The organism is Streptomyces sp. NBC_01257 (assembly GCF_035917255.1).
Taxonomy (GTDB): domain Bacteria; phylum Actinomycetota; class Actinomycetes; order Streptomycetales; family Streptomycetaceae; genus Streptomyces.
Genome location: NZ_CP108472.1, coordinates 5,627,051 through 5,640,813, shown reverse-complemented (window position 1 = coordinate 5,640,813; position 13,763 = coordinate 5,627,051). Strand labels below are relative to the sequence as shown.

Here is a 13,763-nt window from a genome sequence, read left to right as displayed (position 1 = left end):
CGCCACCCCTTCACGCCCGGCCGCCGTACCGCGCCTCGATGCCCGCGACGATCAGCCGCAGACCGTCCTCGAAGCGCTCGTCGTAGTTGGCGAAGATCTCCGCACCCGCCGCGGCGGCCAGCGGGTAGCGGGCCAGGCGTTCCGCGCGTTCCCCGATGTCGAAGCCCTCGCGCTGCTGGTCCGGCATCGGGCGGACGCCCTGCTCCTCGCTGACGAATCCCATCGTGTAGGAGTACGCGGTGGTGCCCGCCCGGACCGCCTGCCACAGCTCGAAGCCCGCGTCGACCATGGTCCGCAGATGGCCTTCGAGCCCGTCCGCGTGGTCGGTGCCGGTGAATTTCGCGCCGCCGTAGACCTTGGCCCCGTCGCGGTAGCGGAGCAGCGCGCCGCGCAGGCCGCTGTTGTACGCGACGAGCTGGTCCTGCCAGCTCTCCGGGGTCGGGCCCGGCAGCCCCTCTTCGAGCATCCGGCGGTACATCACCGTGGCCATCTCGTCGAGCAGCGCCTGCTTGTCCTTGAAGTGCCAGTAGAGGGCGGGCGCCTTGACGTCCAGCTCCTTCGCGATGGCGCGCAGGCTGAGCCCTTCCAGGCCCACCTCGTTCAGCAGCCGCAGCGCCGTGTCGGCCACCCGGGACCGGTCGATCTTCGTCGTACCCACCTCGACAAGCTAACAGCCCCCGACAGCCCTCCCTTGACAACTTTACAGCGTTAAGTGCACACTCCGGAGCATGGAACTTAACAGCGTTAAGGAAACGATCAGGGAGACCTCGGTCCTCGTCGTCGGCGCGGGTCCCTGCGGCCTCGCCCTGGCCTGCGACCTGGCCCGTCGCGGCGTCCCCGCCCTCGTCGTCGAGCAGGCGCCCGTGCTCTTCCCCGGATCGCGCGGCAAGGGAATCCAGCCCCGCACCCGGGAGGTCCTCGACGACCTCGGGGTCGGCGACGCGGTCCGCGAGCACGGCGGTCCCGCCCCGGTCGGGATGGCCTGGCAGAACGGTGAGCGGATGGGCGAGCACCGGATGTTCCGGGTCGCCGCCCCGACGGACGCCGAGCCGTACGGAGAGCCGTGGATGATGCCGCAGTGGCGCACCCAGGAGATCCTGCTGGCCCGGCTGCGCGAGCTCGGCGGCGACGTCGTGTTCTCGACCGCGCTGACCGGGCTCGACCAGGACGCCGACGGGGTCACCGCCCGGCTGTCCACGGGTGAGGTCCGCGCCTCCTACCTGGTCGCGGCGGACGGCGGCCGCTCCGCCGTGCGGCGGGCCCTGGGCATCGCGATGACCGGGGAGACCGTGGACCCGGCGCCGATGCTGGTCGCCGACGTGCGGGTCGCCGAGGGCGCGCTCGACCGGCTCAACTGGCACATGATGAACACCGACGCGGGGTTCATCACGCTCTGCCCGCTGCCCGGGACCGTGGACTTCCAGCTGGCCGCCCAGTTCAAGGAGGGCGCACCCGACACCTCGGCGGACGGGGTGCGCGCGCTGGTCGCCGAACGCACCCACCTGGACGCGCGGGACATCACCGAGGTCCTCTGGGCCTCCGACTTCCGGCCGCGCGCCGCCCTCGCCGACCGGTTCCGCGAGGGACGGGTCTTCCTGGCCGGGGACGCCGCCCACGTCCACTCCCCCGCGGGCGGCCAGGGGCTCAACACCAGCGTCCAGGACGCCTACAACCTGGGCTGGAAGCTCGGCCAGGTGCTGCGGCACGGGGCGCCCGAGGCGCTGCTCGGCAGTTACGAGGAGGAGCGCCGCCCGGTCGCCGCCGAGATGCTCGGCCTGTCCACGCGTATCCACCGCGGCCAGCAGGAGCGGGGAGCGGCCGCGCAGCAGCTGGGCCTCGGCTACCGCGAGGGACCTTTGTCGGTGGGCAGCGCGGGCGTGCTGGAGGCCGGCGACCGGGCCCCCGACGGCCCCTCGGGCGACCGGCGGCTGTTCGACGTCTTCCGGGGCCCGCACTTCACACTGCTGGCGGTCGGCACCGACGCGGAGCTGCCGCGGTTCGCCGGCCCCGGCATCCGGGTGCACCGCACCGCCGCCTACGAGGCGTACGGCAAGGGGCTGTTCCTGGTCCGTCCCGACGGATACATCGGGTGGGCGGGCGAGGACACGACCGGGCTCGCCGAGTACCTGGCGCCGCTGGGCCTCGCGGGCGTCTCGCCGGACCGGGCCGAATGAGCGCGCGGGCCCGGGTCAGACGCTGCTGAGCGAGAGCTTGGCCGCGAAGCCGAGGAACAGCACACCCGCGGCGGACGTGGCCCCCGCCGAGAGCCGCTTGCGGCGGCGGAACGCCGCGGACAGCCGGGTGCCGCCGAAGATCAGCATCGACAGGTACAGGAAGCTGGCGATCTGGAGCAGGGTGCCCAGCACCAGGAAGGAGAGCGCCGGGTACGCGTACCCGGGATCGACGAACTGCACGAAGAACGAGATCAGGAACAGGATCGCCTTCGGGTTGAACAGGCTGACCACCAGCGCCCGCCGGTACGGCCGCTCCATCGTGCCCGGGACCGCGTCCCCGTCCGCCCCCTCGCCGGTGAGCTCGGCCACCCGCCGGTGCCGCTCGCGCCACATCGACACCGCGGCCCGCAGCATCCCGATCGCCAGCCAGGTCAGATAGCCCGCGCCGGCGAACTTCACCACGGCGAAGAGCACCGGCGTCGTCTGCAGCAGCGACGAGGCCCCGAGCGCGGACAGCGTCATCAGCACGGTGTCCCCGGTCCACACCCCGGCGGCGGCGACATAGCCGGTCCGCACCCCGCGCCGGGCGGCGACGGACAGCACGTACAGCGAATTCGGTCCCGGCAGCAGAACGATGAGCACGAGGCCGGCGAGATAGGTCGGAAGATCGGTGACACCCAGCATGAAACGGAGTGTCGCACGGGGCTGCGAGACGTCGGAAGCGGGGGGTTTCCGGGGCCCCCGGGCCAGGAGCCTCAGCCCACCAGGTCCGCGAAGACGATGATGTTGTCCGGCCGGTGGCCGCCCCTCAGCTCTCCGCCGCAGGTGATCAGCCGCAGTTCGGGGGCCGCGGTGTCGCCGTACACCTCGTCGGTCGGGAAGGTGCCCTTGTCGACCTGCTGGAGCCGTCGTACGGCGAACACGGCGTCGGAGCCGTCGGCCCGGGTGACGGTGATGCGGTCGCCGGGCCGGATCTTCGAGACGTTCCTCAGCACGGCCGGGCCCTCGGCGGTGTCGAAGTGGCCGATGAGGACGGCGGGCCCGGTCTCGCCGGGGGTGACGCCCTTGGTGTACCAGCCGATCCGGTCCGCCTGCGCCACGGACGGGACCTCGACGGTGCCGTCGGACGCCAGTCCCAGGTTCAGGACCGGGCCGGTGTCGACGCCCGCCGAGGGGATCCGGACCCGGACCGGCCGGGAGGCCGGCATCGGGGTGGCCCTGGCCGACGGTGCGGACGGAGCCGACGCCGCCGGTGAGGCGGCGATGTGTGCGGGCGGGGTGGCGGCCCGGTCGTCCGAGGCGCAGCCCGGCAGGGCGGCGAGGGCTGCGAGGGCGGCAAGTGCGGCGAACGACGCCGCCGTCGGACGGCGCGCGAGAGAGACGTGCATACGGGGACTCCCGACAGGCGGAACGGGTGAGGCCGTCGCATGGCGCGACGGCCTCTCCTCTGACGTGGGACGACGGGTTCGGCCGGGTCAGCGGCCGGCGGCCGCCGTGCGGCGGCGCAGGACGACGAAGCCGAGGCCCGCCGCACCCGCCGCGGCCGCACCGCCGACGGCGATCAGGACCGGGCTGCCGTGCTGCTCGATCTCGGCACCGGCCGCGACGCTGCCCTTCGGGACGACCGAGGTCTGCGAGGTCTGCGTCTCGCTGCCGTTGCCCGACGTCCGGGTGTAGGTGTAGCTGCACCCGGCGGGAAGCTCCGGGAATTCGGTGACGGACGCCGGGTGGCCGCCGCCCTCCATGTTGGTGCGCAGCCGCGGCGCGACGCTGTCCGGGCCGATGATCTCGCCGAGGAAGCCGGCGCTCGCGGGCAGTTCCGGGTGCAGCCGGGAGAGCTGCCCGACGACCTTGCCGCTCCCCGCGTCCAGGAAGACGACGGACGGCCCGGACGGGCCGGTGCTGAGCCGGGCCGTGGTGCCCGCCCCGATGTCCTTGTTCACGGTGGCGACGCACCGGACAGGGGTCACCGGGCCCTGGCCGTCGCTGCCGTGGTCGTCGGCCGAGGTGATCCGGCCGTCGGAGTGGAGCGTGACGGAGATGTCGCCGTAGACCTTGGTGTCCTGCTTCCCGTGCCCGAATCCGGCCACGAGTCCGGCGAGCACCTTGCCCTTACGGTCGATGTCGGCGCTGTAGTACACGTCCGTGTCGCCGTGCTTGTAGACCTTGGCGGTGAGGTCGCCCTTGAGCCGGTCGGTGTGGACCAGCACACCCGCCGGGGTGACGGGCCCCTGGCCGTCGCTGCCCGCGTCGACGGCGGACGTGACGGCCCCGGTGAAGTCCAGCGTCACCTCGATGCCGTCGAAGACCTTGCTGTCCTCGGCGGCGTAACCACCGCCGGCCCGGAGGGTGCCGAGCTCCTTGCTGCCCTTGAGGACCGCGGCGGTGTAGTAGATGTGCTGGTCACCGTGCTTGAACACCCGGGCGGTGAGACCGCCCTTGAGCAGGTCGGTGCGGACCGGCGTGCCTTCGTCGGTGGCCTGCTGCCCCTGTCCGGCGGCCGGAGCGGCCGGAGCGGAGTCGGCGAGGGCGGCGGTGGCCGGTGCGAGAACGGCGCTCGCCAGTACGGCCGCGGCAAGGGCGGCACGGAGGGAGACGCGACGGTACGAGGGACGGAAAGACATGAACGACTCCGTGAGGAAAGGCCCGTACGGGCTGAAGGCGGGAGAGTCGCATGCCGCTTTCCTCGGTGTGTGGGGCCGTGAGGCGGTGCGGGCTGCATCACCGAATCTAGGTGCCGTGTACAGCGGAGCCATCCGCTCCACGTCACAGGCGCGTGACAGCGGCGGCGCGTACGGCAGGGCCCTGACTCTCTCCATACCGTCCGGGAGGATTCGGCAACCGGGCAGAGCGGGAATCCGTCCCAAGGGATACCGCAGATTCAGGGGGCCGAGATGATACGCAGCAGCAGGACCGGGCGCGGCCACGCGCACAGAGGCGGACGGGCTACGGGGGTGGCGTCCGCAGCCGTCGCGGCACTGACGCTGGTCGCCGTGACCGCGGGGTGCAAGGTGGAGACCCCGGACAGCTCGTCCGCCGCACCCTCGCGGCCGGCCGGCAGTTCGGCCGCCGACGACGCCAAGCCCGGGACGGACACCACGGAGTCCGCCTCGCCGTCCGCGAGCGCGAAGCCGAGCGCACCGCCGAAGAAGGCGACGCCGAAGTCCACCCCGAAGTCCCGGCCGCCGGCCAAGGTGCTGATGGCGAGCGGTGCGCAGGGCAAGCAGGTGCGCGAACTCCAGGCGCGGCTGCGTCAGATAGGCCACTTCGACCGCAGCCCCACGGGCTACTACGGCTCCGTCACGGTCACCGCCGTGCAGTCGTTCCAGGGCAAGCGCGGGCTGTCGCGTACCGGGAAGACGGACACCGTCACCTGGCAGAAGCTGCTCGGCATGACGCGCACACCGACGGCCGCGGAGCTGAACCCGCCGACCACCCGGCCGGCCGCGAAGCCGGACAAGCGCTGCATGACGGGCCGGGTGATCTGCATCAGCAAGAACAGCCGCTCGCTGTCCTGGATGATCGACGGCAAGGTCGTCTCGTCGATGGACGTGCGCTTCGGCTCGCAGTACACACCGACCCGCGAGGGCACCTTCTCCGTCTACTGGAAGTCGCGGCACCACGTGTCGTCGATCTACCACACGGCCATGCCGTACGCGATGTTCTTCAGCGGCGGCCAGGCGGTGCACTACTCGTCGGACTTCGCGGCCCGCGGCTACAGCGGCGCCTCGCACGGCTGCGTCAACGTCCGGGACGAGGGGAAGATCGCCTCGCTGTTCGACCAGGTGCGCAACGGCGACAAGGTCGTCATCTACAAGTGAACGCCGTAGCGGATGAGGGGCGCGGGCGGGACCGGGGGAACGTGTCCCGCCCGCGCCATTGCGCCGAGCCGTAGGTACGGGGGGAACCCCGGCTCCGGGCGCTGCCGATGACCAGTCGGCTCACTCCGTACTGCGCCCCGGGGCCGAAAAACGTCACACCCGGGGCGGCGGGGTGGTGCGGGCCGTCATCGGACGGCGAGGGAGAGGCCCGGCGCCGGAGAGCCGGAGGTCCCGGAATGCGGGGCCCCGGACGAGGTGGAGGGCTGCGGGGAGGCCGTGGAGAAGTCGACCGACGGCAGTGTGCCCGAGGAGCCGTCGCCGTCGCCGCGGTCCTCGCCGTCGTTGCCGCTCTGGTTGCCGCCGCCCTGACCGTCGGCCTTGTCGAGCATCCGGTCGCAGAACCGGTCCAGATTGCGGGCCCCCTTGGCCAGCGCCACCAGGCGGTCCCTGCGCTCGTCGTCGAGCTTGCCGTCGCGGTAGTCGCGGCAGGCCTTCAGCGTCTTGGCGTACCAGCCGGCCGTCTGGTCCCCGGTGTCGTCGGACGACCCGCCGCCTTCCTGCGGGTCCTCCGGGCCCTGCGTGGTGCCGGAGCCGTCCGACGGGCGGTCCGCGGGGCCTTCGGACGGGTGACCGGCGCTGCTGTCACCGCTGTCGTCGCCGCCCTCCCGGGGGGTGCTGCCGCCGGCGTCGGGGCGGCCGGTGTCCGGACCGTCGGTGCGGCCGGCGCCGGGGGTGTCCGGGGACGCGGTGCCCTCGTCCGGGGATCCGGGCGGCGTGGACGTCTCGTCGTCCTCGGCGGTGAGGTCGGAGCCGAGCTCCTCGGGGGACGCGGCGGCCGACACCGAGGTGGCGGGTGTCGGCGTGTGCCGGCCGAAGGGACCGGGCAGCATCCCGGCCCCGGCGGCGACCCCGCCGATCGCGCAGCACGCGACGGAGGCGACCAGGCCGAAGCGGATGGGCCGGCTCCAGCGCATCGGGCGCGGGCCGCGGGAACCCGCGGACCGGGACACCGGGCCGGAACCGGCCGCGCGTATGTGGACGGGCGCGAGCATCCCGGCGTCGTCGTCGGCGTCGCCGTCCGCCCCGGTGGCCCGCACCGGACCCGTGGACGCGGCGCCGGTGGTGCGGGACGCGCGGGGGGCGGCGCGGAAGGCGGCCAGCGCGGCGGCCTCGCCGGGCAGTTCGCCGGTGGCGGGGCGGGCGGTGCGGAACGCGGCGTCCAGGGCGGCCGTGAGCCTCTCGGCATCCTGTCCGGGCAGGCCGTCGGCAGGATCGACCGGTTCGCGGCGGAGCAGTTTCTCCGCCGCTTCCTTGTCAAGCCATTCGTACTGCTCGTCGGCCATCACATGTCCTTCTGCGTCCACAGACGCGAATGCGTCACACCGGCGGGCGCCACCAGGCCGGTGCGGGAGGGGCGTTGTGCGGGTACGGCACCGAGTTCCATCGGCCGGCCCGCGCCGTTGCCCTGCGGCGAGGGTGCCGGGGCGGTGCCGTCGGCAGACCCCCTGGGCGCGCCCACTCCGCCGGCCGGTGCGCCGCCGCGCGGACGACCGGATTCCGCGGCGTCGTCCACCGGCAGCCCGCCCCCGTCCGGCCGCTCCGCACCGCTCGCACCGTCCACCCCGTCCGCGCTGTCGGCCCGCAGCAGCTCGGCGAGGCGCTTCAGCCCGCGGTGGGCGGCGGTACGGACCGCTCCGGGCCGCTTGCCGAGCGTCTGGGCCGCGCTCTTGGCGTCGAGACCGACCACCACACGCAGCACGACGGCCTCGGCCTGGTCCTGCGGCAGCTGGGCGATGAGCGACATGGTGCGGCCGGTGGCCAGGGCCTCGATCGCCTCGTCGGCCGTATCGGATCCGGCCGGCTTCTCGGACAGTTCCGTCTCGTCGCCGCCGACGGCGGGGCGCCTGCCGCGCATCCGGAGATGGTCCAGGGCCCGGTTGCGCGCTATCCGCGCCGCCCAGCCCCGGAACCGGTCGGCGTCACCGCTGAACCGGTCGAGGTCCCTGGCTATCTGCAGCCACGACTCGGACGCCACGTCCTCGGCGTCCGGCTCCCCCACCAGTGTCCGTATGTAGCCCAGCAGCCGCGGCTGCACAGCGCGGTACACAGTACGGAAGGCGTCCTCGTCCCCGTCCTGTGCCGCGAGCACCGCGGCAGTAAGCCCCGCGTCGTCCCCCAGCACTCCCTCAACCTGCCCTGCTGTCCTGAATCGCAGCTGGTCACCACTGCCGCGCCACCCTGCGCGACTCAGCACGCTACGTCCTTCTCGGGCATCACGTCCATGACTTGTACAACCCGCAACATTCTTCTGGCGCTTGGCGGTGTGACAGAAAACGCAGTCATGGCGCTGAGATGAGTACGGGGTCGTCCTGCGACCCCGCGGAAGACGACCGGGGCCTCTCCTGTGGGGGGTGGCGGCCCCGGTCGTCGTTCCATTTGCCCCCTCTGACCTGCATTGAGGTGAGGGCGGGGCCGGATGCCGACCCGGCCGGCGGGGGCGGCAGACGCTCAGCCGCGTACGCGGGCCCGTCGCGAGGCCGCGGCGCGCAGCACCCGCTGGCCCTCGGTCGAGACATCCATCACCTGGCGCAGTCCGGCCCCCGTGGGGGCGCCGTCGCCGATCTCCGCCAGCATCTCCAGGATCCGGACCTGCCGGGCGGCCTCCCCGGACAGCAGGGGGCCCGCCCCGCCAGGCTCGCCGGTCCGGCAGCGGTCCACCAGCTCCGTGGCATCGCTCCGGGCGGCGTCGTGCCCGCGGTGGATGTCGAGGGCCAGGACCGAGCAGGCGTCCGCCCAGGCGCGCAGTTCCGCCTCGGCCCGGTCCGCGGGCGCCTCGCCGAGCAGCTTCCGGATCCGCAGGACCGTTTCCTCCGTTTCGGGCAGGGCGTCCAGCGCGGTGCGCGCGTCGGCCAGCCGGTCCGGCCAGGCGTCCGGGTCGGCGCAGCCGGACCAGAGCGGGCGCAACGGATCGGGCTCGGCCCCGTCGGCGGGCTGCGGCAGGCACCGGTCGAGGCAGGCGGTCCCGCTCGCGGCGAGCCCCCGTGCGTCAGCGGCGGCGATCAGTTCGAGCAGGCTCATCGGTGTCTCCCGTCGGCCCTCCCCGTGCCCTGACGCACGGGGACGCAGCGCTTCGTCATGGAGAGTCCGGAAACTCTCTTATCGCCTTCAGCGCCGAATGGCCGAAAAGCGTCACTCGGGCCGTCTGGTTACCGTCGTCCGGACACCGCCGCCTGCTTCAGCGGCTCTCAGCGCGCCCGGCTCTCAGTGCGCCCGGCCCCACTCCGCCCGCTCCGGCGGGATCGACGAGTCGACCCGGGCGACCCGCTCCGCCGCCCGCTCACCCTGCATCGCGGTCAGCCTGCGCACGAAAAGGATCGCGAGCACGGCGGCGGCGATGTTGATCGCGTCGATGGCCATGCCCAGGCCGAAGGAGTCCAGGACCTCGTCCCGCCCCTCGGCGTCCGTGTACAGGCCATTGGTGAGCCGGGAGAGGAGTTCCGAGCCGACCAGCACAGCCCACCAGGCGTGCAGCACCCCACGCGGGGCCGGGGCCCGGTTGCTGCCGCCCGGGGAACTCGCGGTCCAGATGCCGCCCGCGACCCGGTGGGGCAGCCAGAGGTTGCCGACGGGTACGAACCAGGCGCCGATCGCCCAGCCCGGCCGCAGCGAGTGGGCGTGCGCGTCGAACACCTCCGCGTTGCGCCGCACCCGGCGGAACCAGATGAGGAAGACGACGGCGGTGGCCAGAAACGTCAGCGCCTGGAGCGATCCGGAGGCCTGGTACAGCGTGTCCGCCCGGTCCGCGGCCGTCTCGTCGAACCTCAGGAAGTCGTCGGCCATTCCGTCGGCGTACACCTGGTGCGCGTAGGCACCAGCCCCGACCGACAGCACGTCCGCCACGGCCACCGAGCCGAGCAGCACGCACACCGCCTTGCCGAGCCCGACCGGTGAGCGCAGGGAGCGCGCGGTCTGCGGCCCCTCCGGCGTCGGCATCAGCCCGCCCGCCCGGTTGCGACGGGTGACGGCGCACAGCGTGCACCGCCCGTCAGCGGTGCCGGCGGGTCTCGTACCGCAGAGTGAACAGAGCATGAAAGTGGAACCCCCCAGGATTCGGACGCCTACGCATGGAGCGCGCGTCCCTCCCCGGACCACGCGGCAAGCGGAACGTAGCCCCCGCCCGCCGCGCTGTCCACGGAAATCACACTCAGCCCTGGTCGATCTCCTTCGCCAGCGCCCGGAAGCCGTCCCAGGTCAGCTTGGGTTTGCCCGGATCCCACAGCTTCTGGGACGTGGCCCGCAGCGGCATCCGGATGCCTTCCGCGACCTGTGCCGCGGTCTGGGCGTTCGGGAAATCGCCCCAGACTGCGAACCGGCCGCCGAGGATCTGATCCGAGTACTTCGCCGGGACGGGGCTCGTGCCGCGCAGGACGAGGGGGGTCCACTGCTCGTAGATGCGTTTGCCCGTGGGGTAGACGAAGGTGTTGGGCTGGCCGAGCACGTAATAGAGGAACTCGTCGTTGAGGTTCAGCATCTTGAACCCCTCACGCAGGTAGTCCACCGGCGGCCGGGCCCCGTACTCCTTGCCCGTCCAGTACTCCACCTCGATGTCCTTGTCGGCCCGGACGGTGCTGTCGCGGAAGAGTCCGTCGTTCCACGCCTTGGGCGTCATGCCGTGCGGACGGACCACCGCGGCCCGGTCGTTGAGCCAGCCGGTGGCGAGGTCCTCGATACCGGCCCGCGCCCCGTACTTGTCCACGGCCGCGCGCTGCAGCTGCGGGTACGAGGCGGCGGGGTCCCGCACCGTCAGCGCCTGGTACTCGTCGGCGCCCAGATGCCAGTAGGCGCCCCCGAACAGTTCGGTGTACTCGCCGAGGAGTTCGTCGACGAGCTTCGCCGCGCCCGGCTTCGAGATGTCGAGCGATCCCTTCGAGGGCACGCCCGAGACATTGCGCAGCTGGAGGTCGGGGTGGGCGCGCAGCACCGCGCCGAGGTGGCCCGGTGAGTCGATCTCGGGGACGACCTCGATGTGCAGCCGGCCGGCCAGGGCGACGATGTGCCGCACCTGCGCCTTGGTCAGGTGCTCGGGCGACACCACCTCGGGGTGGGTGTCGGACTCGATGCGGAAGGCCTGGTCGTCGGAGAAGTGCAGGCCGAGCTGGTTGAGCTTGAGGTCGGCCATGTCGCGCAGCCGGTCCTCGATCCAGCCGGCGGTGTAGTGCTTGCGCGCGATGTCGAGGTTGAGCCCGCGCTGCGGGCGGTCCGGGCGGTCGCGCACCTCGCCCTCGGGCATGACGCCGTCGGCGCGCACCGACTGTTCGAGGGTGCGGGTGCCGTAGAAGACGCCCGCCTCGGCGGGTCCGCTGATCGTGACCCGTCCGTCGTGGGTCCGCAGGGTGTACGACTCCCTGCCGCCCCCGGCCTTCGGGGCCAGGGCGAGCTCGACGTCACCGGCCCGGGCCGGGACCTCGCCCCGGTAGTCGATCTTCAGCTCGCCGGCGAGCAGCTTTCCTTCGTCGGCGAGCCCCTTGTCGCCCTCGCCGATCACCACGCCGCCGCTCTTCCCCGGCCGCCAGCCGGGGCCGCGGGCCGGGGTGTGATCCCGTACGGCGGGGATGGTGCGGGGAGTCTTCGAGAGCGGGTAGCTCCGCGTCGGGGACGGCTCGGGGGACGCGGACGGTGACGACGACGAGGGGGACGTCTCCGAGCCGTTCCGGTGTTCGGTGCCGGAGTTGTCGCAGGCGGCGACGGTGACGGCCGCCGCGGCCACCGCCGTCACGGCCATGAGGGCGCCACGTGAGGGTGCCATCGGTCAGAAACCTCCGGTTTCAGGGGGAAAGAGAGCAGAAGGACGATCAAACAGGCGAGATGGGGGAGATAGCCGGGCATTCTCCTCGCCCATTCGTCCCTCAGGCATCGTGAAACTCTCCCGTCCGAGTGAAATTCGCGCATCCGTCGGACGGCCGTTGCCCCGCGTCGCTAGCTTTGAGGCACATTCGTCTCTCCCTTCACCCTGCATCCGCCTGGTCTCTCCGGTCCCTCCCCACTCCAGGTTCACAGATGCCGTTGATTCGAGGAGCCCACGCTGTCCAGGTCCAGCGAGTCCCACGCCGGCCTCCCCGAGCAGCCGCACCGGTCCGCCCGGCGCACCGCCGTACCCGTGCAGAGCTGCGGATCCGCGCCCGGCCGGACGGCCCCCTGCGCCCTGCGGTCCTTCAACACCGTGCCCGCCGCCGAGGCCGAGGCCGCCCTGCTGGAGTGCTTCGGCAGCCACCGCTGGGCGAAGCGGCTGGCCGCCCACCGCCCGTATCCGGACCTGGACGCCCTGCTCGCCGCCGCCGACGAGGCGGGCTACGACCTCTCCCCCACCGACCGCTCCGAGGCGCTGGCCGCCGAGGTCTCCCCCGGGCTGCACCCGGACGCGCCGCACTCCGCCCACCTGGCGCTGGCCGCCGCGCACGCCGCGTACGAATGCAAGTTCGGTCATGTCTTCGTGATCTGCCTGGACGGCGTCCTGCCCGCCGAGCACCCCGATCAGGTGCTGGCCGGCATCCGGGCCCGGCTGGCGCACGACGTCGAACAGGAGCGCGTGGTGACGGCCGACGAGATGCGGCGACTCGCCCGGGGCCGCATCATCGAGCTGGTATCGAGTCAGTAACGGGTTGGCGGCGGGCCCCGGTGCGCCGATTCCCCGTCACAAGCGGGGGAACGGGCCCGTCGGAGCCTGTCCATAGCCCGTCCGTGCCTGATTCATTGCCACTTTGATCACACCAGAGGCCCCGGCGCGATCGAACCGACAAACCGTCGCTACGATGGCCGGGGCCGGTGGACCGTACCCGGCCGGGTCAGACCGACAGTCAAGCCGGCCGACCCCAATCCCCGCTCCCGGAGGGTTCTTCCGTGCCGGCTGGAACGCTGTACCGCGGCCGGGAAGGCATGTGGTCCTGGGTGGCTCATCGAGTCACCGGTGTCCTCATTTTCTTCTTCCTGTTCGTACATGTCCTGGACACCGCACTCGTCCGCGTCTCCCCCGAGGCCTACGACGACGTCGTGTCCACGTACAAGACGCCGATCGTCGCGCTCCTCGAATACGGCCTGGTGGCCGCGATTCTCTTCCACGCGCTGAACGGTCTGCGCATCGTCGCCGTGGACTTCTGGGCCAAGGGCCCGCGCGTTCAGAAGCAGATGCTCTGGACCGTGCTGGGCATCTGGATCGTGCTGATGGTCGGGGCCCTGTACCCCGTCCTCGGTCACGCCGTACGCGAAGTATTCGGGAGCTGAGGCCAATGTCCACCGAGACTTCCGCGATCGGCGCCGTCGAGGGCGTCGCTCTGTACGACGTCGACAACCCGGCGCCCGTGATCGAGCCGCCGCGCAAGCGGACCGGCAAGACCCCCAAGGGCTCCCGCACCAACTTCGAGATGTACGCCTGGCTCTTCATGCGCCTGTCGGGCATCGTGCTGGTCGTCCTGGTCCTGGGCCACCTGCTGATCCAGCTGGTGCTGGACGGCGGCGTATCCAAGATCGGCTTCGCCTTCGTGGCGGGCCGCTGGGCCTCGCCGTTCTGGCAGGTCTGGGACCTGGCGATGCTGTGGCTCGCCATGCTGCACGGCGCCAACGGTCTCCGTACGGTCATCAACGACTACGCCGAACGGGACAACACCCGATTCTGGCTGAAGATGCTGCTGTACACCGCCACGGTGTTCACCGTCCTGCTGGGCACGCTGGTGATCTTCACCTTCGACCCGAACATCCGCTAGGCGCCGGGCCC

At 72.3% G+C, this 13,763-nt stretch carries 14 protein-coding genes; 5 read left to right on the top strand and 9 right to left on the bottom strand.

Going from position 1 to position 13,763, the window contains the following annotated elements; translation table 11 throughout:
• Positions 1–10: 10 nt before the first annotated feature.
• On the bottom strand, positions 11–658 hold the full coding sequence (locus OG408_RS24585; RefSeq protein ID WP_266781929.1) for a TetR/AcrR family transcriptional regulator C-terminal domain-containing protein: 648 nt from the start codon (positions 656–658) through the stop codon (positions 11–13).
• 70 nt (positions 659–728) lie between these two features.
• Between OG408_RS24585 and OG408_RS24580 the strand changes: the two genes are divergently transcribed.
• Entirely contained in the window at positions 729–2,174 is a 1,446-nt protein-coding gene (locus OG408_RS24580) for an FAD-dependent monooxygenase (RefSeq protein WP_326671969.1), read from the top strand.
• Between the two features lie 15 nt (positions 2,175–2,189).
• Here OG408_RS24580 and leuE read toward each other — a convergent pair whose 3' ends face one another.
• The 3 genes from leuE to OG408_RS24565 all read right to left on the bottom strand — a co-directional run bounded on the left by leuE (position 2,190) and on the right by OG408_RS24565 (position 4,798).
• The gene (leuE, locus tag OG408_RS24575; RefSeq protein ID WP_285564793.1) at positions 2,190–2,858 is read right to left on the bottom strand and encodes a leucine efflux protein LeuE; all 669 of its coding nucleotides are present in this window, start codon (positions 2,856–2,858) and stop codon (positions 2,190–2,192) included.
• A gap of 71 nt (positions 2,859–2,929) precedes the next feature.
• Complete coding sequence (locus OG408_RS24570; RefSeq protein WP_266781924.1) at positions 2,930–3,562, bottom strand: class F sortase; 633 nt, start codon at positions 3,560–3,562, stop codon at positions 2,930–2,932.
• Between the two features lie 87 nt (positions 3,563–3,649).
• The gene (locus tag OG408_RS24565; RefSeq protein WP_326671966.1) at positions 3,650–4,798 is read right to left on the bottom strand and encodes a hypothetical protein; all 1,149 of its coding nucleotides are present in this window, start codon (positions 4,796–4,798) and stop codon (positions 3,650–3,652) included.
• Positions 4,799–5,068: 270 nt separating this feature from the next.
• Here OG408_RS24565 and OG408_RS24560 point away from each other — a divergent pair, with 270 nt between their 5' ends.
• The gene (locus OG408_RS24560; RefSeq protein WP_266781920.1) at positions 5,069–5,995 is read left to right on the top strand and encodes a L,D-transpeptidase family protein; all 927 of its coding nucleotides are present in this window, start codon (positions 5,069–5,071) and stop codon (positions 5,993–5,995) included.
• A 185-nt stretch (positions 5,996–6,180) separates the two neighbouring features.
• Here OG408_RS24560 and OG408_RS24555 read toward each other — a convergent pair whose 3' ends face one another.
• The 5 genes from OG408_RS24555 to OG408_RS24535 form a co-directional block, all read right to left on the bottom strand.
• A complete protein-coding gene (locus tag OG408_RS24555) occupies positions 6,181–7,338 on the bottom strand; it encodes a hypothetical protein (RefSeq protein ID WP_326671964.1) in 1,158 nt (385 codons plus the stop codon).
• Complete coding sequence (locus tag OG408_RS24550; RefSeq protein ID WP_326671962.1) at positions 7,338–8,177, bottom strand: RNA polymerase sigma factor; 840 nt, start codon at positions 8,175–8,177, stop codon at positions 7,338–7,340. The genes OG408_RS24555 and OG408_RS24550 overlap by 1 nt, the downstream gene beginning before the upstream one ends.
• Before the next feature lie 326 nt (positions 8,178–8,503).
• Positions 8,504–9,073 carry a hypothetical protein gene (locus tag OG408_RS24545; RefSeq protein ID WP_266781914.1) on the bottom strand — a complete coding sequence of 190 codons (570 nt, stop codon included), beginning with the start codon at positions 9,071–9,073 and terminating at the stop codon, positions 8,504–8,506.
• A gap of 183 nt (positions 9,074–9,256) precedes the next feature.
• Positions 9,257–9,988 (bottom strand): DUF4328 domain-containing protein, encoded by a 732-nt coding sequence (locus OG408_RS24540; protein ID WP_285564797.1) that lies wholly within the window; start codon positions 9,986–9,988, stop codon positions 9,257–9,259.
• Positions 9,989–10,199: 211 nt separating this feature from the next.
• On the bottom strand, positions 10,200–11,801 hold the full coding sequence (locus OG408_RS24535) for a beta-N-acetylhexosaminidase (RefSeq protein ID WP_326671960.1): 1,602 nt from the start codon (positions 11,799–11,801) through the stop codon (positions 10,200–10,202).
• A 351-nt stretch (positions 11,802–12,152) separates the two neighbouring features.
• Between OG408_RS24535 and OG408_RS24530 the strand changes: the two genes are divergently transcribed.
• The 3 genes from OG408_RS24530 (at position 12,153) to OG408_RS24520 (ending at position 13,752) form a co-directional block, all read left to right on the top strand.
• Complete coding sequence (locus tag OG408_RS24530) at positions 12,153–12,650, top strand: 2-oxo-4-hydroxy-4-carboxy-5-ureidoimidazoline decarboxylase (protein ID WP_266781908.1); 498 nt, start codon at positions 12,153–12,155, stop codon at positions 12,648–12,650.
• A gap of 242 nt (positions 12,651–12,892) precedes the next feature.
• On the top strand, positions 12,893–13,273 hold the full coding sequence (gene sdhC, locus OG408_RS24525; RefSeq protein WP_266781906.1) for a succinate dehydrogenase, cytochrome b556 subunit: 381 nt from the start codon (positions 12,893–12,895) through the stop codon (positions 13,271–13,273).
• A 5-nt stretch (positions 13,274–13,278) separates the two neighbouring features.
• A complete protein-coding gene (locus tag OG408_RS24520) occupies positions 13,279–13,752 on the top strand; it encodes a succinate dehydrogenase hydrophobic membrane anchor subunit (protein ID WP_266781904.1) in 474 nt (157 codons plus the stop codon).
• The last annotated feature ends 11 nt before the right edge of the window (positions 13,753–13,763 follow it).